We start from the raw sequence: 22,038 nt of genomic DNA, 5'->3' as shown, positions 1-22,038 counted from the left end.
TACCTTTGCAGCCGATTTTAGAAAAGAGAAAAATTTATGTTTGAGCTGATCAAGAATAAAACCCAGAACGCCAAAAATGATATTCTATCAGGAATTACTGTTGCTCTTGCACTGGTACCAGAAGCGGTCGCCTTTGCTTTTGTGGCAGGAATAGATCCTATCATTGGTTTGTATGGTGCCTTCATGGTCGGCCTGGTAACAGCCGTAATTGGTGGGCGCCCCGGAATGATCTCTGGAGCTACAGGTGCCTTGGCTGTCGTGATGGTTTCCTTAGTGAAAGAAGGAAATGCATTGATGCCAGGAGTAGAAGGAGCTGGTGTTCAATATCTATTTGCGACTTTGGTGGTAATGGGTCTTTTACAAATGGCTGCGGGAGTCTTCAAACTTGGGAAATTTGTTCGTTTGATTCCACATCCCGTTATGCTTGGCTTCGTGAATGGATTGGCGATTGTGATTTTTCTCTCGCAACTGGGCATGTTCAAAGTAGAGGGTCAGTGGTTGGCTGGAACTGATCTTTGGGTTATGTTAGGGCTAGTGCTCTTAACTATGAGTATTATGTTTGGTTTGCCTAAAATCACGAATAAAATACCAGCTGGCTTGGCGGCTATTGTAGCGGTTTCGTTGGTTGTGATTTTTGGAGGAGTAGATACACAGACTGTTTTATCTTTTGTACAATCCAATGGTGGTTCTGGCATTGAAGGCGGTTTGCCTTCATTTATGATTCCACAGATTCCATTTAGTCTGGACACCTTATACTTCATATTTCCTTATGCCTTGATTTTAGCAGCTATTGGATTGATTGAGTCTTTAATGACACTCACGCTTATTGATGAAATCACAGAAACAAGAGGAAGTGGAAATAAAGAATGCATAGCTCAAGGCACAGCCAATATCATCAATGGTTTTTTCGGAGGAATGGGCGGTTGTGCAATGATCGGTCAGTCCATGATCAACGTAGAATCTGGTGGACGAGGCAGGTTGTCTGGAATCGTAGCAGCTTTAATGCTATTGTCATTTATATTATTTCTTTCTCCTTATATCGAACAAGTACCTATTGCCGCATTGGTGGGAGTAATGTTCATGGTAGTCATTGGCACCTTCGCGTGGTCTAGTTTTAGAATTATCAATAAAATACCAAAAGCAGATGCGTTTGTCCTTATTTTAGTTTCTGCCGTAACGGTCATGTTCGATTTGGCCATTGCAGTTATTTGTGGTGTTATCGTTTCTTCATTAGTTTTTGCATGGGAAAATGCTACAAAAATTAGAGCAAGGAAAGTCACCAGAGAAAATGGCGTTAAAGTTTATGAAATTTGGGGGCCACTATTCTTTGGCTCTATTCAGGCATTCAACAGTAAATTCAATCCTGTAGAAGACCCAGAACAAATTGAAATTGATTTCATTGACTCAAAAGTCTCAGATCACTCAGGTGTAGAAGCCATCCGAATCATGGTGAACAAATATGAAGCCCTGGGTAAAACGGTAATGCTCAAACACTTGAGTCCAGATTGCAAACGAGTACTCAAAAAGGCCAATCCTAAGTTTGATGAGATTATCATCTCAGATATAGATGATCCAAGATATTATGTAGTGACAGAGTCGGTAGGAATAGAGGCTTAGTTGAAAGGAATATCCTTTTTTTCAATCAGGATATTTTGCTCTTCTTCTGATAATTTCAAATCCTCAATAATGGTATTTAATGTCGGTCGTTTTATTGATAATAAAATGATCGACACGATATATCCAACAATGAAAAAAGCACTGGCAGTTAAGTACAATCCACAAACACAAACCAGGCTTGCGAGCAAAAAGGCTAGATACTTTTTCAAAGATTCCGACTTATATTGATCCAGTTTTTTTCTCAAACTGAAAGTATTTTTATCAATACCCAAATAGGAATTGAAATGCTTACTCGTCTGAAAAATAATAGCGGCAGAAGCTAACAGCAATGTGAATACAACCACCAGGTACCAATCACCAGATACCAACGAAATCAGTTGGCCAGATTGCTTGAGCAACAATAAGTAGCCAAATGGCACAAGTGAAACAGCAATAAAAAAATTGAATTGGAGATAGGTCTTATTATAATACTCCTCTCCGTTTTTGTACTGGTTTGTCAAGGTGTTTTTTCGTCTCCTGCTGCGCGCCTTCTATCCAGCTGCTCCAATTCTTCCCTTATTTGAACCATACGATCTGGATAATCAGTAATAATGCCATCTAAACCCATGTTCAACATTTTGAGCATATCAGATCTTTCATTTACCACATAGGTATATACCTTATACCCTCGGGCATGGAATCTGAATATACGGCGTTGTGACAGGGTAGTATAATGTGGATTCAACGTGCCATAAAACTCATGCATGTTTCTATGATCTGTGAAGTTTTTTGCATTAATATAAAAAGCCAATAGGTGTGTTTCATCTTCACCCATCATTATTTTTTTCATTTCTATAGTAGAGTCAGCTTCGTAGGCATGTTCCAGGTATTGCTCATCATAAGCCTGAATAATACACCAGTCCATAGCATCTTTTTCATCTATAATCTCAACAATCCGCTCAGCGAATCCATCATAATAACCATGTCCTTTGGACTTGATGTCTATAATCAACTCCATCTTTCCATGTATCAGATCAATCGTCTCTGCTAGGGTGGGTACTTTTTCTCCCTGAAATTTTGGTGAAAACCAATAACCAGCATCCAACTCCTTCACTTCTGCCAAAGTCATTTCATGAATTCTGCCTTTGCCATCTGTAGTTCTCGACACCTCCTCATCATGAAAAACCACGACTTCACCATCTTTGGTATAGTGCACATCTACCTCTATCATATCAGCACCCATATCCATGGCAATTTGAAAAGACGACAACGTGTTTTCAGGTGCATATCCTGCTGCTCCTTTATGGCCAACAATTTTAAAATTGCGCTTTTTGATTTTCTCCAGTTTCTCACTGGCAATATATCTCTGATAAAACCATGGTTCATATAGCCACATAAGACCCAAAAAGATCATCATGGGAAGCGCATACCAGATAAAATTGCGGCTGTTCATTGACATAGTAATAATAAATCTGTTTGTGACATTAAAAATACAACAAGTCGCTTAACATAAAAAAACTTGATGAACTTAGACCATATTATTGTGGTTGAATAGAGACTGGGATTGCGCAGATTTACTTAATTTCCAGATTCAAAATATTATGCCCATGAAATTTCTCATCTATGGAGCTTATGGTTATACTGGCCAGCTCATTTCCAAATTAGCAAAAGAAAAGGGACTTAGTCCTATTCTGGCCGGCCGAAATGAAGAAAAGACAAAAGTACTCGCCAACAGCCTCAGTCTTGATTATCACTCATTTGATTTAAGTGAATCACAAAAATTGATTAACGCATTGACTGAAGTAGATTTGGTGCTGCACTGCGCTGGCCCTTTTTCTTCTACTGCCAAAGTGATGATGGAGGCCTGCCTCAAGACCAAAACTCACTATTTGGATATCACTGGAGAAATTGAGGTTTTTGAATTGGGCGCATCTATGGATCAACAAGCTAAAGAAGCAGAAATACTCATTATGCCAGGTGTTGGATTTGACGTGGTGCCAAGTGATTGTCTAGCCAGTTATTTAAAATCGAAGCTTCCTGATGCCACTCACCTCGAATTGGCATTTATGAGTGAGTCCTCTACTTCACGCGGAACAGCACTCACGATGACTCAGGGTATAGGCAAAGGTGGCGCCATCAGAAAAGACGGAAAGGTCATTCCAGTACCACATGTTTATGCTACGCGAAAATTAAATCTGGATGGAAAAGAAAAAAACTTTGTGTCTATTCCGTGGGGAGATATATCTACCGCATATAGAAGTACCGGAATTCCAAACATCATGGTGTATACAGCCATGCACCCTGGTCAGGTCAAAAAAATGAAAACCGTTCAAAAATGGAGGTGGTTTTTCAATTTAGGGTTTGTTCAAAATTATCTTCAAAGCAAGGTGAAGAAGACAGTGACTGGACCCTCAGAACAAATGAGGGAAGACAGCCACTGCTACTTATGGGGAGAGGTAAGAAATGCGTTCGGAAAATCCCAATCCGCAAGACTAATAACACCCGAAGGATACAAACTCACGGCTATCACTTCGTTGATGATCATAGAGGAATTGAGTAAGAAAATTTCTGATTTAGGATATCAAACGCCTTCCATGCTTTATGGGGCTGATTTTATTTTGAATGTTGAAAATACGAAGCGAGAAGATATTTAATGAGAGATTGGACAATTTCGTTGAGCTTGTTGCTTGGCATCTGGTTATCAGCTTGTGAAGTAGAAAAGAAAAAAAATGAGGCGCCACCCTTACCACAGGCACCCGCAGCTATTGGTACTAAGGAAAAACCAAATGAACGATTTGAATACGAGCGCCGCCAATTAGTTGATCCTACAACCAATGAAATTCCAAGTGGCATTCACCAGAAGGAAATATTTTTTGCTCGAAACTTACAACAAAAGCAATCTAATCTAAGAGTACAAGAACAAGCTTGGACATTGGCAGGCCCGGCAAACGTAGGTGGCCGAACACGCGCTTTTGCGCTAGATGGCAGAGATGAGGACATCATGCTAGCTGGTGGTGTTTCTGGAGGCATGTGGAAATCTACAAATGGAGGCTCAGACTGGAAAAGAACCTCACAGCCCACAGTGATCAATAGTGCTACTACAGTTGTTCAAGACCCCAGGATAGGCAAACGTGATACGTGGTATTTCGGGACAGGAGAGCTGGTTGGCAATTCGGCCAGATCTGCAGACACACCCTATAGAGGAGATGGCATTTTCAAGTCTACAGACAATGGTGAGTCGTGGGACATCCTCCCCTCAACTAGCTCAAACAATCCAGCTTCATTTGACAGTCCTTTCAACTATGTATGGACGCTGGCCATAAACCCGACTGATGAGTTTTCAGATGATATAGTTTATGCAGCCGTATATGGAAACATAGTAAGGTCAAACGATGGAGGGGATAGTTGGGAATGGGTATGGGGCGAGCCAAACTTACTGGAAGATACATCAGGAGATTTGAACAATTCTAATGCGTCATTTTACACGAACCTGATGATTACACCTTCAGGAAAAATGTATGCATATTTAAGCAGCTTTTCTAGTTCTGGAGTATCTGCATTATCTGGCATTTTTTATTCTGAAAATGGAACTAATTGGACTGATATTACTCCAGATGGATTCAATTCATTTTCTGAAAGGCTGGTCATGTCATACGCTCCCTCAAATGAAAATATTATCTATTTTCTGGTTGAAGGAACAAAAATTCAACTATGGAAATACCAAAACGGAAATTGGACAAACCGCTCGAATCAAATACCAGACGAGGATTCGCAATTTGAAGCATTTGATAGCCAAAATTCTTACAACATGGTTATAAAAGTTCACCCTGAAGACCCTAACATCCTGTACATAGGCGGAACAAATTTGTACAGGTCTACAGACGGTTTTGCCACTTCGGCCAACACTTCACAAATTGGTGGATATGATGTAGACAATGTGAATCAACTTTATGAAAATCATCACCCAGACCAACATGAACTTGTGTTCTTATCTGAATCCAATCAAATGCTATCAACAACAGATGGTGGCATTTTTAAGACAACTGACAACCTCGCAGAAAATGTTGAATGGCGTTCATTGAATAATGGATACGTTACTTCTCAATTCTACACATTAGCCATTTCCAAAAATGAAAACAGGAATGAAATCATTGGTGGCATGCAAGACAATGGCACCTATTTCAAATCTGATGCAGGTACAAATACCAATTGGGATTCTGTACTGGGTGGAGACGGGGGATATTGTGCCAGCACCCCAGACAATATTTTTTGGTATATGTCTTTCCAAGAAGCTGGAATATTTCAAATCTCCTATAACGCAGACGGCGGCATCAACACATGGGCAAAAGTAGACCCCAGTGGCATAGTAAGAGAAAGTCATCTTTTCATTGCACCCTTTGTGCTAGACCCAAACAATTACAACCGTATGTATTTAGCAGGGGATAGTGCCATTTGGCGAAATAAAAATTTAACAGAAATACAGAAGTTCAAACAAGTAACAACTTCCAAAAATTGGGATGTAATCTCTACTGTTCCTGATCAGGATATTACAGCATTGGACATTTCAACTGATGAGGTGGGTATTTTATACTATGGCACAAGTTCTGGAAATGTTTATAAAGTAACAGGAGCCAATTCCTTCGAACCACAGGAAGAACAAGTCTTTGGGCAACAAGGCTATGTGTCGAACATTTGTATAGATCCAAACGATGCTGAACGTATTCTTGTTTGCTATTCAAACTACAATATTCTTAGTTTATTTTTTTCAGAAGATGGGGGCCAAAACTTTAAGGATGTAGGAGGAAATCTAGAGGAAAATGAAGATGGTACAGGCAATGGCCCCAGCTTCAGGTGGTCAGAAATTATTGCCTTGAATGATGACAGTTACAAATATTTTGTTGGGACGAGCACGGGCTTATACAGCACAGATGCATTGGTTGAAAAAGAAACTTCTTGGCAAAAAGAAGGCGTTTCAAGTATAGGAAACTCAGTAGTAACAATGATGGATTATAGGCCGTCAGATGGCAAAATTGCAGTTGCCACACATGGCAATGGAGTCTTTGAATCTATGATTAAAAACACCAAAGTTGTAGTATCAAAGGCACAACAAGAAGAAAAACTAAAGCTGACCAATGGCTACCCCAATCCATTCAAAGATAATTTTCACATTACGCTAACTCTTCCTAAACAAAGTGAAATCACAATTTATATCACTGATGTTTCAGGGCGAATTATTAGAACGCTCCTCAATACTCCTCAGTTCGCGGGGGATATGACAGCCACCTGGAACGGCAAAAATGATAATGGCTCACAAGTAAAAAATGGCCTTTATCAGTATTTGATCATCTATGATGGTAAAACCTACAGTGGGAAAATGCTACTTAATCAGTAGTTCGTTAGAGCAATGGTTGCAAAGCCAGATTTACAGATTTTTCCTCGCCATTTTGATTGACTACAAGTTTAGCTGTTTTGCCAGGTTGAACCAATGCCTTTTGAATACCAGGGAAATCAATTTCTGAAAGTGCTGCTTTGCCATTGATACTGACCAATTCCGCATTGACCTGAATACCAACAGCTTCTGCTACACTCCCCTCAAAAACCTGATGAATCAATACCTTCATTTTGTCTTTTGACAATTGAATATCTATTCCACTACAGTTCACTGTAAAGTGGTCGTCAAAGTTTTTATTCTTTTCCATATAAATCAATTTGGCCGGAAGGTCAAATATCATATTGTATCTGCTCAGGATTTTATTGCCCAAAATACCCGATACCTTTTCATGTGCTTGTGTTCCTGACTTGGCTTGGCTAATGCCTATAGGAAGATCGTCAAGTTTTTGCTTGCCAAAAGTAAAAGACTTCACCATGCCCTCGTAATGTTTGGTCTCATCCTGAGAAATGCTCTTCACATAATAGAAGTAATGTTCTCCAGTTTTGTGAATCACATCATATTTTTTAGCATAAGGTGAATTGAAATCTAGTGTGGTTCCTGCGCCTGTCATAACAAAAAAAGTGCCTGGGTGTGGTTCACCATTGTTGAGCACTACATTTCCTTCAATAGTTGGAATGGCCGTATTCAATTTGAACGGAATGGGTTCTCCTTTTTTGGGGTGCTGACCATGTTCATATATTTCGAATTTCATGTTGTCATAATCAATTCTGACCGCATGATGATGCAACAGATCATAACCAATTATGCCATCAAAATCACGTCCCAAACTAATTTCCAAATGATCTAAATCTGTAGAATAGACTTTGATGTTCTTTTCCAACAAATAATCACCAATTTCTAGCTTGTTGTGTTTAATCAATGCGCCAGTAACTGTACCTTGATTTAAGACAACTTTTTCTTTCACTAGATGCAATTGCTCTGCAATTTCTTCATCAATTACCGTGATTCCATCTCCCGAATCAAAAATAAAGTCTAATGGTTCTGATCCATCTACGCTCAACTGGATAATGATATGATCACCAAACAATTCAAAGGGAATGCTCTTTGTTGGTGTTTGGGCGAAAGCAAATGATGAACTAAGACATGCTATAACAAGGGCAATTTTTTTCATGGTTGATGTTTGTTGTTTTAGAATGATAATTTAGGGAGACTTTGGAAAGAAATGAAATAAATGAACAGATATCACTTTGACGACAAATCTCCCTTCTACTTAGTTTCAGCTGGGATGTCTTCCTTCAGACTTTTTATAAGCCCCTCAAATTCGCCTAAGGTGGCCTTCTTGAAATTGCCAATTAGTGTGCTGAGCTTATGTGGTTCTAACGCAAAACGCTCCTTTTCTTGGTTGAGCTTTTGTTGAGCACGGCTGAGCAATTGGCGACAATTGTCAGACGTTTTACCAATAATTGATGGTAAGTCCGAATATTCAAAATTGAAAACTTCTTTCAATACGAATACAGCACGTTCTGCTGGTGCTAGCTTTTTGAGCAAAACAGCCAATGATTCTGAAATTTCCTGCTTGATATCCAAATAAGAAATGTCAGCATTGATACTAAATGAAGGAAGATTAGGCGTCATATTTTCGAACAGTTCATCCTTTTTCTTTTTGAGATGATTGATACTCAAGTTCCTCACAGACGAAATCAAATAGGCCTTCGCGTCTTTTACTTCTTGTCTTTCTTTTTTGAACCAATTCAAAAAAGTATCCTGCACCATATCTTCCGCAATAGCAGAACAACCAACGATTTTATAGGCGATGGTATGAAGTAATGGACGATATAGTGCTGCTTCTGCTTGTGACATAGCTCAAAGTGCAAATTTAACAAAAAAAACCTTGTGATTTTCGGACCCATTAGGGGTTAATCGCTATTTCACGATTTCTTAATTTGAGTAAAAGGTGTGTACATGAACAATATTTTAAATATTTTTGGATTCTATAAGTAGATAAAATTGTTAATCTCCGAAATAGGGCAGTAAACTTAGATATGGGAAAAATTGTGATTATTTTCCCTGCTTGCATTTTACTATGTTTGTTTTAAGAAAAATTGTCCTTATTTTAGGAGCTTGAATAAAATTTGAGTTTGTTATGAAAAAATTTGTTCCTTACCTTAACGCATCAGCAATTCTTGTTGGTCTCACAGTAGGCATTTCCTCTTGTGGGTCGCTGGGCGGTGGTGGCCATGCTACCAGTAATGATCCGGGTGCATATAGTTCTGCAACTGGGCTTGCGTACAATGAAGAAGAAGGTGATTTTCAGGTCAATGACTTTAGAGGTCAGCCAGAAGGTCCCAACTTGAGATTTATTGAAGGTGGTAGAACCATCCTTGGTAGTTTCGAAGAAGATGTCGCTAACTCCAGTGACAACCATGAAAGAACAGTAACTGTAGCTTCGTTCTACATGGATGAAACTGAAGTGGCGAACATTCACTGGTTAGAATATCTACACTATGTTCGATTAGATTCATCTCGTGAATTTTACGAGTCTGCTTTACCTGATACTACAGTTTGGGCGAAGAACTTGGCATACAATGATCCCTATGTAGATCACTACTTAAGATATCCAGGCTTTAGATTTTTCCCTGTAGTTGGGGTGACTTGGAAGCAAGCACAAGATTACTGCTTATGGAGATCCATTGTTGTAAATCAGAAATTAGCTGAAGACGCTGGATATTATGATGAGGCCATAGAAGCTGAAGCTGATTTGCCATCTGCGGGAAGAATTCCATTGGAGTCAGGCTTTGTCCTGCCTAATTACCGTCTGCCAACAGAAGCTGAATGGGAATATGCAGCCTTAGCGCTTATTGGTACACAGTGGTTAGATGAAAATCAGACACACAGCAGACTTTATCCTTGGGATGGTCATGCACTAAGAAATCCATACGGAAAGCAACTGGGTACATTTCTGGCCAACTTCAAAAGAGGACGTGGTGATTACGCGGGTATAGCGGGTAAGCTGAATGATGGTGCCATGATTACGACATACATCTATGACTATCCTCCAAATGATTTCGGTTTATATAACATGGCTGGAAATGTGAATGAGTGGGTACAAGATGTTTACCGTCCACTTTCTTATCAAGATTTTGATGATCTAAACCCTGTAAGAAGAGATGGGTTCTTAGATGAGGAAGATGGTTATGACTTTTCGAACTACAATTCTTTAATTAACGATAGAGTTAGAGTTTATAAGGGAGGTTCTTGGGCTGATGTAGCTTACTGGATGTCTCCAGGACAAAGAAGATACTTAGAAGAAGATTCTGCTACCTCAACTATCGGTTTCCGTTGTGCTATGATTAGAGCAGGTACTAACTACTAAAAGATAACAAACTTAGATATGAAGGCCGGTTTTCGAATCGGCCTTTTTTATTTTCCAGACGCAATACATCCGAGATAAATTTCTTGTACTTCAGATTCGGCTAGTACTTCTGCTGCTGTGCCAATAGTTGCTCCAGTGGTAATCACATCATCAAGCAAAAGCACCCTTCTTCCATCTAATACCTTAACATTTTCCAACATATACAGAGCATCTACATTTTGCCAACGATCGACTTTGCCTTTCTTTGTTTGCGAACTAACGTTCTTTGTCCTGATCATAACATCATTCAAAACTTCAATACCAGTAACTTTATTTAGTCCTCGTGTGATGACCTCACTTTGATTATAGCCTCTTTTTCTTTGCTTATTTTTATGTAAAGGAACAGGAATAATAGCATCAATGTCTGCTGCCAATAAATCTTCTTTAATATAATTGGCAAACCACTCGCCAAGCAGCAAGCCTACTGATGCATTATTTTTATACTTTAATTCATGAAGTAGTTTCTGTGCTATTCCAGCCTTATTAAATTTCATATAACAGAAAGCACCTTTGACTTTTAAATTTCCAGAGGTGCTCTGAAGCAATGGATTGGATTCCATCTCGTGATAGTGAGTTAATGGAAAGTCTCGAAAACATCTAAGGCAAATTTTTTCTTCTCCCTCCACCAATGCCACCTCACAATTGTAACATACGTTTGGATAAATCAGTGACAAGAAGTCTTTCCAGTATTTTTTTATCATCTTATGAAAATTAAACTGATTGCTTTTCTATTTCAAACACAAGGTGAGATATCTTTGATATTACTGTGTATAATCAGGAACGAACTAATTAAATGCTAAAAAAAGACTTAGACCTGGAAAGAAAATGGGTGAAGCTTCGTGAACGGCTCAAGGAAGTATTGGGTCGAAAACCAGCAGATCTTAAAGGTGTATTGTTTCTAATAGGCGTACAAGAATTAGGCAGAGGATATGACAATTTTTCTAAAGAAGAAAAACAAGATCTTATACATCTAGGTATTTGTAAGTGTTTAAGTTATGCGGGTTTTTACGAACTCGAAGGCACAGACGCAGATGGCTGGCCCCACTGGATTCTAAAAAAAGAACTTCCTCATTTTGATGTCTTGGAGCAAGAAAAACTTCTCAAGATGCATGTTCTCGAATATTTTTCTGAAGAAATAGGCCTTATCAACTAGATGAATAGCAGAAAGGCATATTTAATTGTTTCGTGGCTTACCATTCAAGTATTGCTAGTTGTTTCATGTGAAACAGAGCACCAACCTATACATTCAAACGCTCAACCAACAAATAAAACACTAAGGCTCAATTTTCAGGAGAATATTCTGGAGGTAAACCCATTGAAAACAAACAATCGAGCAGAGCAATTTGTCATTGATCTGACGTTTGATAAGTTCTTTAATTCGGATGGCACTAGTTCAGTTTTTAAGGGCTATAGATATGACTCCTTGGAAAAAACCTATTTTTTTGAACTTCATCCCAATAACACATTTCATGATGGTACTCTTGTTGATTCAGAGTCAATCCGCTTATTGTTCAAGCATCTCCTACAATTCCATTTTCAATCTGAAGCTGTAAAAGAACTGTTCTCTTCAATGGATGGATTTGGATTAATCAACTGGTATCGCGAAAATCTAAATATTTACGATTCCATTCCAAGTGGTTTTCGAATCATAAACGATAATTCGTTCACTATCCAAATGAGCAAAAATGAGGATCAGCTACCTAAATGGTTTCAAGATGAAATGTATGTACTATTCAAATTCAAAAACAATTCTTACGTTGGTTCTGGGTTGTACGAATTAATAGAACTAAATGAGGACATTTCTGCCAAATTATCGCGAAGAAAAAAAGACGGCCCAAAAATAGAAACCATCCATATCAGCTTTACCAAGAATGTCGATCTTGTGTATTCAGAATTTTTTAGAGGGTCACTGGATCTTGCATTCTACAACCCTCATATTCAACTGAATACAAAACATAAGCAAGACCTAGATAAGGTCATTCGCAACAAGTACGCTCAATACCAAACGAGCACTACTAATCAGACGATCATTACCTATATGGAAATTCATGCACAAGACACTATTTTACAAAAACGTATACTTGGTGCTATACCTGATATCAATAATAAATTGGTGTATTCAAGCTATTCAAATGATTTAGATAACCTAACCTATAATGCACTCGATTCTCCAAACTATGAAGTCAAGTTGTACTCCCAAGTTTCGGAGGACGAGACCATCTATTTCAAAAACAGTCCGTCATTGGCATTGATTAAGAGTAATATGAAAAATCTAAATCCTACTGAGCCACATATCGTTATAAGAAAGGAAAGTTCAGAATTTGTCTCTTCTTTGGATCTCCAATCAATAGAAATTCTAATGGAAAAAAAACTAGAGAAGTCACATTACACAACATTTGTTGTTTTAGGTGTTTTTCATGAGTATGTTATTTTTAGCAATAGATTAAAAGGAATTGAGACTGGACATGGTTTAAGCGAACTGGTAAAGCAAGCTTATTTTGAAAATGCCAAATCATACTAAATACTAATTTGAGTCAATCGCCAGACATATTGAAAAATAAGATTAAAGGTTTCAAAAAGAAGTATTTTCTTAATATTCTCATTAAGAATGTCATATTCTTTTTTGCACTTATCACAACTGCTTACCTCTTGGCTACCACATTTGAAAATTCGTTTTCTCCAAATTCTACAGGAAGAAGCATACTGTTTTTCACTGGAATATTATTGTTACTAATTCTATTTTTCAAATTAATCTTACGCCCATATTTAAACTTTATTCAGGCTGATAGTCAAATAAGCGACGAAGAAGCAGCAAGATTTATTGGTAAATTTTTTCCCGAAATAAGTGATAAGTTATTGAATACCATACAGTTAGGTAGTATTTCATCATCAGACAACAGTCTGATCATTGCCAGTATTGAAAAACGTCATTTAGAGATTTCTCCGTTCGAGTTTAAATCCAGTATTGATCTAAAATCAAACAAAAAATACATCAAATATGTAGCGTATCCCTTCCTCGTTCTTTTTTCGTTACTTCTTTTCATTCCTCAATATTTGACTGAAAGTACCAATCGCATTGTCAACTATGATAGAGAGTTTTCTCCAGGGCTTTTATTTTCAATAGCTCCTATAAACCAGAATTTCACTGCATTCAAAAATGAAGACTTCCTACTAGAAGTAGGAGTTACAGGCTCTGTTATTCCTGATCAAGTCTACGTAAGCTTGATGGGTCGAAAAATAAAAATGAAGCCAAATGCAAAGGATAATTTTGAATATACTTTTTCGAAAGTTCAGGACAGCTTTTCATTCAATATAGAAGCATCAGATTATCAGTCCGGCAATTATAATGTAGAGGTACTACGTAGGCCGGACATCAAAACCTTTAATATCGGTCTGGACTATCCCAATTACACAGGAAAAAAGAATGAGGCGTTGGAAAATGTAGGTAACCTGACAGTTCCAGAGGGAACTCAAATTACCTGGAGAATTAAAACTATAGAAGCAGAGTCTGTACAAATAAAATTTAATCAAGAAGCATCACCTATAAACTTCGAACCTTCTGGAAATCAACTATTTGAGTCCAAAAAACGCGTGAAGCAAACTGATTCCTATAGGCTTCTTTTAGAAAATAAACATAGCAGAAACAAAGATTCAATTGCGTATAACATAGAAGTAATCAAAGATCAGTTTCCTAAAATTTCAGTTGACATCTATAATGACACCACGCTTTTTGCATTTATTGTCTTCAATGGATTGATAGGCGATGACTATGGCATTTCCAAACTTGAGTTTGTATATAGCAAAAACGATATTCAAAATTCTTTTGCTATTCCCTTCAACAAAAACCTGACTTCTCAAAACTACTTCTACCAATGGAAATTGGACACTTTGAACATAGAGGAAGGAGAGTCCATAGCCTATTTCATCCGAGTTTGGGACAATGACGGCATCAATGGCCGTAAACCTTCACAGACTTCTACCTATACGTTTAAGCTCCCTGAAAAAAAAGAAATCAAAGAAAAACTCGATAAACAAGCAACAGGAGCAAAAAAAGAGCTTGATAAATCCTTGGAAGAAGCACAAGATCTCAATGAACAGATCAAAGACATTCAAAACGATCTGAAAAGTAAGGAAAACCTAAACTGGCAAGAGAACAAGAAAATAAATGATCTCATCAAACAAAAAGAAAGACTCGAAGAAGCGCTAAATCAAATCAATCAACAAAATAAAGATTTAGCCAAAAAACAAGAAAGATTCAACCAACCCAACGAAAAGCTCCAGACAAAAGTAGAGCAGCTGCAAAAGCTGATGGATGATATCCTTGATGATGAAACCAAGAAATTGTACGATGAGCTGAAAAAACTTCTTGAAGAACAAAAAGATTCTGATGATATCGAGGACGTCATGAATCAAATAGAAAACAAAGAGGAAAACCTTCAAAAAGAAATTGAACGTGCCATTGAGATGTTTAAACGCATGCAGTTCGACTATAAAATGGACGAAATCATTAATGATTTGGATAAACTAAGTAAGGAGCAAGAAGAGTTGTCAGAAGAAAGCCTGGATAAGCAGAATGACAAGGAATCATTGCAGGATGAGCAGGAAAAATTAAATGAGTCCTTTGAAGAAGTGAAAAAACAAATGGACAAATTAGAGGAGCTGAATCAAGAAATGAAACAACCAGAAAGCCTTGAAGACTTCAGTCAAGAAGAATCAGAAATTGAAAATGAACAACAAAAAAGCCAAGAACTACTAGAGCAAAACAAAAGAAAGAAGTCGTCAGAATCCCAGAAAAATGCTGCTGACAAGATGAAACAAATGAAAAAGAAGATGGAAGAGATGCAGGCTGGAATGGAAATGACCATGATGCAAGAAAACCTTGACCATCTACGCGACATAGTAGACAACCTAGTAAAAGTGTCATTTGACCAAGAAAACATTATGACTCAATTTAGAGGAGTTAATCAAAGCGATCCTAGATATGTCACACTCTCTCAAGAACAACTTAAGCTAAAAGACGACGCAAAAATTATTGAGGACAGTCTATTGTCTCTGGCAAGCAGAGTCTTTCAAATACAGAGTTTTGTTACACGTGAGGTGGGTGCAATGAACGATGAAATAGAAGCGAGTCTTCAAGGCCTTAAAGACCGTAGAAAAGCAGAAGCCACTACCCATCAGCAATATGCCATGACTTCTATTAATAACCTCGCTCTTCTCTTAGACGACGTACTGCAGCAAATGCAACAACAAATGGCAGAGTCCATGGGTAAACCCCAAAAAGGGAAGGGGCAAAAGCAAAACAACCCAGGACTATCAGAATTGCAAAAACAGCTCAATAAGAAAATAGAAGACCTTAAGAAAAGTGGTAAAACAGGAAGGCCTCTATCAAAAGAGCTGGCTGAGCTAGCTGCAGAACAAGAAATGCTACGTAATGAACTACAAAAACTACAAGATGAATTGGGAGAAAACGAAGAAGGTGCAGGAACAAACATTAAAGAAGCCATTGAAAAAATGGAAAAAACGGAACAAGATTTAGTGAATAAAAGAATCACTCAAGAGACTATCAATAGGCAAAAGGACATTCTTACTCGCATGCTCAAAGCAGAAGATGCATTGCGTGAAAGAGAACTTGATGACCAGAGGGAGGCCGAACAAGCTGATAATTACAATAGAAACCTACCACCAGAATTTGAAGAATATATTAAGGCCAAACAAAAAGAACTTGAACTTCTAAATACCGTTCCACCTAAAATGAATCCTTATTATAAGGAAGAAGTAAATAAATATTTCCGCAGGTTGAATGAACAGTAATATATTTGTGACCAAATTGATTAACAGAAAATAATGGACGCCATTAAAATTCAGATTCCGTCGCTTTCAGAAAACATTAGAATAATTGAAAGCTTCATAGACAACGCCAAAGAGCAATACAACTTTACTGACGACATATATGGCAACATCATGATCGCCGTTACAGAATCTGTTAACAATGCCATCGTCCATGGCAACCAATCAGATAAATCAAAGAACGTACACTTATCACTCAACCTCGAAGACAATCAAGTAAAGTTTACCATAGAGGACGAGGGGCCAGGGTTTGATTATGACAACCTCCCAGACCCCACTGCTCCAGAAAACCTTGAGAAACCTGGCGGAAGAGGGATTTTCCTTATGAAAAATCTTTGTGATGAGGTATCCTTCATAGACAATGGAAAAAAGGTTATACTAAGCTTTTACCTACCCTAATGGATAACATTAATTTCTTTTATGAAGACACTGCTTTTGAGCTGAATCATAAAGAAATCATCACCTCTTGGATCGTTCACACCGTCACTTCAGAAAATCATGAACTATCAGAAATCAATTACATTTTTTGCTCTGATGAATACCTGCATCAAATCAATGTAGATTATTTGCAGCACGACTATTATACTGACATCATCACTTTCGACAATTCTGAAAAAGAAGGAATCGTAGAAAGCGATATTTTCGTAAGCGTAGAGCGCGTACAAGACAATGCGCAAGATCAAGGCATTCCCTTTGAAACAGAGCTACGTAGGGTCATCATTCATGGTGTCTTGCACCTTGTTGGGTACAACGACAAATCCAAGACAGAGCAAGCAGCAATGAGAGAAAAAGAGAATGCTTATTTATCTTTGCCGCAATTTCAAATTTAAGAGAGTTTAATAACGTTCCACGTGGAACACATTGGTGACGGTTAGTACAACTGTTCCACGTGGAACAAAACAGAATAATTCATGTTTCCACAATATGACGTTATAGTAGTAGGGGCAGGGCATGCCGGATGTGAAGCAGCAGCAGCAGCAGCCAACATGGGTTCAAAGGTGATGTTGGTCACTATGAACATGAATACCATTGCCCAAATGTCTTGCAACCCTGCCATGGGAGGAGTTGCCAAAGGACAGATCGTTCGGGAAATAGATGCGCTTGGTGGATATTCTGGAATCATTTCTGACAAATCCATGATTCAGTTTAGAATGCTGAATAAATCCAAAGGGCCTGCCATGTGGAGTCCAAGAACTCAAAATGACAGAATGCGATTCGCAGAAGAGTGGCGTATAGCACTCGAGCAAACTCCCAATGTTGACTTCTGGCAAGAGATGGTATCTGGACTGGTGATAAAGGATAAGAGAGTAATTGGCGTTCGTACCAGTATGGGTCTTGAGATCATGGGAAAATCTGTAGTCCTCACCAATGGTACATTTCTTAATGGACTCATCCATATAGGAGAAAAGCGTTTTGGGGGAGGTAGAACAGGAGAGAAAGCAGCCACTGGGATAACAGAACAACTCGTTGGATTAGGATTTGAATCTGGTAGAATGAAAACCGGAACTCCTCCAAGAGTTGACGGAAGGTCGCTCAACTGGAACGTCATGGAGGAACAACCTGGAGATGAAATACCCGGCAAGTTTTCTTTCACTGATACAATGCCCCTAAAGAACCAAAGACCCTGTCATATCACTTACACTAATTCAGATGTGCACGACATTCTAAAGACAGGTTTCGAAAAATCTCCCATGTTTACTGGACGAATCAAAGGACTAGGGCCTAGGTATTGTCCATCTATAGAAGACAAAATCAACCGATTTGCCGAACGCGACAGACATCAAATATTCGTAGAACCCGAAGGGTGGAACACAGTTGAAATATATGTTAATGGATTTTCAACAAGTCTGCCAGAAGATGTGCAATATAAAGCCATCACTAAAATACCTGGTTTTGAGCACGTGAAAATGTTTAGACCTGGCTATGCCATTGAATATGACTATTTTCCACCTACACAGCTTCAGCCCACATTAGAAACAAAACTGATTGACAATCTATATTTTGCCGGACAAATCAATGGAACCACTGGATATGAGGAAGCAGCTAGTCAGGGGCTAATGGCTGGGATCAATGCACACAACAAAGTACATGAAAAGGATTCCTTTGTATTGGGTAGATCAGAATCTTACATTGGAGTACTCATAGACGATCTCATTAATAAGGGAACAGATGAACCCTATCGTATGTTTACTTCCCGAGCAGAATTCAGAATACTATTAAGACAGGACAATGCAGATATCAGGTTGACCGAAATTGGCCATAAACTAGGCTTAGCTTCACAAACCAGACTGGACAACGTCAATCAGAAAATCAGTGATACAAAAAAGCTGATTGAACAGCTAAACCAAATCAAAGTAAAACCTGAAGAGATAAATAGTAAACTTCAAGACATCAACTCAGCTATCATCAGAGAAAAAACACCCCTGATAAACTTCCTTAGAAGGCCAGAGCTAGATGTTCAGCAGGTCATCTCATTTCATTCTGAAGCACTTGAGCTTACCAAAAACACTCCCATAGAAATACTTGAACAAGCTTCTATCCTTATAAAATACGAAACGTATATAGAGAAAGAGAAAAACCTTGCTGATCAAATGGGTAACCTTGACAATAAAAAAATACCTGGTGATTTCAACTATAGAAATATTCCTGCCCTCTCTGCTGAAGCCAAAGAAAAACTTTCTAATATTATGCCAAGTAATCTGGGACAAGCTTCCCGAATCAGTGGGGTCAACCCAGCTGATATTTCCGTATTGATGGTCTATATGGCTCGATAAGTTTATGTACGAAAAAGTAGAGTTTTGCCCCTCATGCAATTCCAAGGAATTCAACAATCATATTATATGTGATGACCACTCCGTTTCCCAAGAGAGTTTTGCTATTGTGAAATGTAATAATTGTGGCTTGTTGGTTACATCTCCTCGACCAGACATAGCATCCATTGGTCAGTATTATGAATCCACAGACTATATATCACATACCAACAAAGCCAACAATCTTATCAATTGGGTGTATAAGATCGCACGTAGTTATACACTTCGTAGAAAATTCAAATTGATCACTCGATTCGCTTCCAAGAAATCCATACTTGACTACGGCTGTGGAACTGGACATCTGCTCGAATATATTCAACGCAAAAAAGGTTGGAAAACAGTAGGTGTAGAACCAGATGAAATGGCCAGAACCCTTGCAATCAGTGATCATGATCTCAATGTGGTAGGTGCCCTAGCAGATCTACCAGACAAAAGATTTGGTGTCATTACACTCTGGCACGTGCTCGAACATGTACATGACCTGAATGACACTATTCAAACACTGAGAAAATTGCTATCCAAAAAAGGTAGACTCATAATTGCAGTACCCAATCCTGAGTCTTTAGATCAACAGATCTATAAACAACATTGGGCAGCCTATGATGTACCACGTCACTTGTACCATTTCACTCAGTCAACCATCAAAGAGCTCATGAAATATAACAAGTTTACTCTCGAAGAAATACGCCCTATGATGCTAGATGCCTATTACGTAAGCATGCTTAGCGAAAAACATAAATTTGGTAAGGTCAATTATCTCAAATCATTCATAAATGGTTGTAAATCAAATACTTGGGCATCAAAAAATAATAAAAACTACTCCAGTTTGATATATATATTTAAAAAAGCATGAAATTCTACTTTCCACTTTTCCTACTTGTCATTTCCATCTATATATATTCTTGTGCCAATCAAGGCACACCTACTGGTGGCCCCAGAGATACTATTCCTCCATTACTCATTGAGACTTATCCGCCCAACAAGTCAATAAATTATAAAGGAAAAGAATTCAAATTTGTGTTTGATGAAAGAATCAATGGTGACAAACTCAAAAGCCAATTATTAATCACACCTCAAATTGAAAATAAGTATAATGTTAAAGTCAAGAAAAATGAATTGACTCTTTCCTTTGATGACAGCTTTCAGGATAGCACTACCTACACCCTCAACTTTTCAGAAGGTCTAGTAGATGTGACAGAAAAAAACCCTGCTGTCAATTTGAGTTTCGCCTTCTCAACTGGTCATTACATTGATTCCATTTATATAAATGGTAAAATAACTAACCTCTATACCAATGAGGATCAAGAAGGATATATAGTCGGACTCTATCAAATTACTGATTCAATAGATCTACTCTCAGACAAACCAAGATACTTTGCTAAAACCAATGAGCGCGGCCAATTTCTTATAGAGAATATAAAAAATGGCTATTATAAGATTTTATCCTTTCAGGATGAAAATAAAAACCTGGTTCTCAATCCAGATAATGAAGCACACGGTTTTCGTTCAGATTCCATTAACCTAATGCAATCTCAGGATTCTGTAAGAATTCAAACACAGCTCATTAATGCCACGCCACTAGAATTTATCCGAGCCAAAACTACAGGTCGCTACTTTGATCTTCAATACAACAGATCATTCACTCAATACAAAATATCAAAATTAGATACCACTCACACCTTACCCATACCTCCAAACAACAGATACAAGGGTAATACCATTTTAAGATTTTATCCACGTGAAGCATTTCGATTTGACATAGACAGTTTAGGCATTATTGTATCTGCTACGGATAGTATGTTCAATTCAGTAATTGATACCACCTACATCAAATTCACAGAAACTTCAAGAAAACCTGAAAGTTTCAAAGCCACCTTTCTTCCAGCCAATAACGAGTACATAGACCCTTTGATTCTTCATACCTACAATTTTGACAAACCCATAGAGACATTCAATAAGGACAGTATAATAATTGCCTATGATACCCTCAAATACGAGCACATTCCTGATAGTACCATACTTTGGAATTCCAACAAGACCCAACTCACATTCCAAACACTCGTTGATAAAAACTTCCTCAAAACAGAAATAGATACTTTGATCAAAATTTTCAGTGACACTACTTTGACTGACTCCATCTCTTTAGCCAAACGAAGCTATTACTCCAAGGTGAAAACTGATCAGATAGTACTCTCCTTTCCCAAAGGCACCTTCATCAGTGTAGAAGGTGATAGCACTGAATCATTAAAAAATACTTACAAATTCAAATCCCTTGACCAACTCGGCTCAGTCAGTGGTCAAATAACTACTTCATACTCGTCGTATACCTTGCAACTAATTAATACAAAATATAAAGTCATAGCAGAACTTAAAGATTCCAAAACATTTAGTTTTCCTTTCGTAAAACCAGGAAAATACACCTTTAGAATTATGATCGATACCAACGAAGATGGCAACTGGTCTTATGGAAATATCCTTAAAGATGAAACACCCGAACAAGTTTACTTCTACCCAGAAATATTTGATGTTCGTGCCAATTGGCAACTTGAAAATATTCAAATAATCTTCTAAAACCTCTGTGGATAAAATGTATATCAACGTGGAATAATCCGTTAACTCTTCTTGATATTTACCAAGCTATCAACCATTCCCTAATACCCAAAGGATAACTTTTACGTACCTCATATATATCAACAATTTCTCCCAATGAACACCAATGTAAATAACTAATACACAATAGAGAAACTAACTGTTGATAACTCAATACCAAACTAAAAATCAATAACTTATGATGTGAATAACATGTAGCCAGTTGAAAGTAATACACCATTCAATAACAAAGATCAGAAACGTAAAGACTTATACACATATCCACTGCCTTAATAAAGAATAATAATTTCTTTAATCTATATTTTTATTTTAAGGTTTTGGTCAAAGTGTGGACAACTAAGAAATGAAGAGATTTATTTATTTATTTATAA

The 22,038-nt window shown here is 37.8% G+C and carries 17 protein-coding genes; 12 read left to right on the top strand and 5 right to left on the bottom strand.

The genetic code is table 11. The annotated features are described in order from the left end of the window. Positions 1 to 36 precede the first annotated feature (36 nt). Entirely contained in the window at positions 37 to 1,617 is a 1,581-nt protein-coding gene (locus B9A58_RS10845; protein ID WP_084372865.1) for a SulP family inorganic anion transporter, read from the top strand. On the opposite strand, the gene B9A58_RS10840 is transcribed toward B9A58_RS10845, so the two are convergent. Together B9A58_RS10840 and B9A58_RS10835 are read right to left on the bottom strand one after the other, a co-directional pair. Next, positions 1,614 to 2,117, bottom strand: a complete 504-nt coding sequence (locus B9A58_RS10840; RefSeq protein ID WP_084372864.1) for a hypothetical protein — start codon at positions 2,115 to 2,117, stop codon at positions 1,614 to 1,616. The two genes, B9A58_RS10845 and B9A58_RS10840, sit on opposite strands and share 4 nt — an antisense overlap. After that, positions 2,114 to 3,049 carry a glycerophosphodiester phosphodiesterase gene (locus B9A58_RS10835; protein ID WP_176214752.1) on the bottom strand — a complete coding sequence of 312 codons (936 nt, stop codon included), beginning with the start codon at positions 3,047 to 3,049 and terminating at the stop codon, positions 2,114 to 2,116. The genes B9A58_RS10840 and B9A58_RS10835 overlap by 4 nt, the downstream gene beginning before the upstream one ends. Before the next feature lie 154 nt (positions 3,050 to 3,203). Here B9A58_RS10835 and B9A58_RS10830 point away from each other — a divergent pair, with 154 nt between their 5' ends. Together B9A58_RS10830 and B9A58_RS10825 are read left to right on the top strand one after the other, a co-directional pair. Beyond that, positions 3,204 to 4,250, top strand: a complete 1,047-nt coding sequence (locus B9A58_RS10830) for a saccharopine dehydrogenase family protein (protein WP_176214751.1) — start codon at positions 3,204 to 3,206, stop codon at positions 4,248 to 4,250. After that, positions 4,250 to 6,988, top strand: a complete 2,739-nt coding sequence (locus B9A58_RS10825; RefSeq protein WP_084372861.1) for a FlgD immunoglobulin-like domain containing protein — start codon at positions 4,250 to 4,252, stop codon at positions 6,986 to 6,988. The genes B9A58_RS10830 and B9A58_RS10825 overlap by 1 nt, the downstream gene beginning before the upstream one ends. 4 nt (positions 6,989 to 6,992) lie before the next feature. Here B9A58_RS10825 and B9A58_RS10820 read toward each other — a convergent pair whose 3' ends face one another. Together B9A58_RS10820 and B9A58_RS10815 are read right to left on the bottom strand one after the other, a co-directional pair. Next, positions 6,993 to 8,159 carry an aspartyl protease family protein gene (locus B9A58_RS10820; protein WP_084372860.1) on the bottom strand — a complete coding sequence of 389 codons (1,167 nt, stop codon included), beginning with the start codon at positions 8,157 to 8,159 and terminating at the stop codon, positions 6,993 to 6,995. 95 nt (positions 8,160 to 8,254) lie between these two features. After that, positions 8,255 to 8,848: a sigma-70 family RNA polymerase sigma factor gene (locus tag B9A58_RS10815; protein ID WP_084372859.1), complete on the bottom strand. Its 594-nt coding sequence runs from the start codon at positions 8,846 to 8,848 to the stop codon at positions 8,255 to 8,257. 283 nt (positions 8,849 to 9,131) lie between these two features. Here B9A58_RS10815 and gldJ point away from each other — a divergent pair, with 283 nt between their 5' ends. Further along, positions 9,132 to 10,361 (top strand): gliding motility lipoprotein GldJ, encoded by a 1,230-nt coding sequence (gldJ, locus tag B9A58_RS10810; protein ID WP_084372858.1) that lies wholly within the window; start codon positions 9,132 to 9,134, stop codon positions 10,359 to 10,361. Between the two features lie 47 nt (positions 10,362 to 10,408). Here gldJ and B9A58_RS10805 read toward each other — a convergent pair whose 3' ends face one another. Then, positions 10,409 to 11,101 (bottom strand): ComF family protein, encoded by a 693-nt coding sequence (locus tag B9A58_RS10805; RefSeq protein WP_084372857.1) that lies wholly within the window; start codon positions 11,099 to 11,101, stop codon positions 10,409 to 10,411. Positions 11,102 to 11,193: 92 nt separating this feature from the next. Between B9A58_RS10805 and B9A58_RS10800 the strand changes: the two genes are divergently transcribed. From B9A58_RS10800 to B9A58_RS10765, 8 genes are all read left to right on the top strand, one after another. Next, positions 11,194 to 11,553, top strand: coding sequence for a hypothetical protein (locus tag B9A58_RS10800; RefSeq protein WP_084372856.1), 360 nt, complete (start codon positions 11,194 to 11,196; stop codon positions 11,551 to 11,553). After that, a complete protein-coding gene (locus B9A58_RS10795) occupies positions 11,554 to 12,921 on the top strand; it encodes a periplasmic substrate-binding domain-containing protein (RefSeq protein WP_084372855.1) in 1,368 nt (455 codons plus the stop codon). Positions 12,922 to 12,950: 29 nt separating this feature from the next. Next, on the top strand, positions 12,951 to 16,211 hold the full coding sequence (locus B9A58_RS10790; protein ID WP_245827063.1) for a coiled-coil domain-containing protein: 3,261 nt from the start codon (positions 12,951 to 12,953) through the stop codon (positions 16,209 to 16,211). 33 nt (positions 16,212 to 16,244) lie between these two features. Next, positions 16,245 to 16,646 (top strand): ATP-binding protein, encoded by a 402-nt coding sequence (locus B9A58_RS10785; RefSeq protein ID WP_084372854.1) that lies wholly within the window; start codon positions 16,245 to 16,247, stop codon positions 16,644 to 16,646. Next, positions 16,646 to 17,077, top strand: a complete 432-nt coding sequence (gene ybeY, locus B9A58_RS10780) for an rRNA maturation RNase YbeY (RefSeq protein ID WP_084372853.1) — start codon at positions 16,646 to 16,648, stop codon at positions 17,075 to 17,077. The genes B9A58_RS10785 and ybeY overlap by 1 nt, the downstream gene beginning before the upstream one ends. A gap of 81 nt (positions 17,078 to 17,158) precedes the next feature. Next, positions 17,159 to 19,021 (top strand): tRNA uridine-5-carboxymethylaminomethyl(34) synthesis enzyme MnmG, encoded by a 1,863-nt coding sequence (gene mnmG, locus B9A58_RS10775; RefSeq protein WP_084372852.1) that lies wholly within the window; start codon positions 17,159 to 17,161, stop codon positions 19,019 to 19,021. Positions 19,022 to 19,025: 4 nt separating this feature from the next. After that, complete coding sequence (locus tag B9A58_RS10770) at positions 19,026 to 19,910, top strand: class I SAM-dependent methyltransferase (RefSeq protein ID WP_084372851.1); 885 nt, start codon at positions 19,026 to 19,028, stop codon at positions 19,908 to 19,910. Continuing rightward, a complete protein-coding gene (locus B9A58_RS10765; RefSeq protein WP_084372850.1) occupies positions 19,907 to 21,628 on the top strand; it encodes an Ig-like domain-containing domain in 1,722 nt (573 codons plus the stop codon). The genes B9A58_RS10770 and B9A58_RS10765 overlap by 4 nt, the downstream gene beginning before the upstream one ends. Positions 21,629 to 22,038: the final 410 nt, after the last annotated feature.

It is taken from the genome of Reichenbachiella faecimaris, assembly GCF_900176375.1.
Lineage (GTDB): Bacteria > Bacteroidota > Bacteroidia > Cytophagales > Cyclobacteriaceae > Reichenbachiella > Reichenbachiella faecimaris.
Note: the sequence above shows the minus strand (reverse complement) of the source record. Positions and strands in the feature narration are given on the sequence as shown.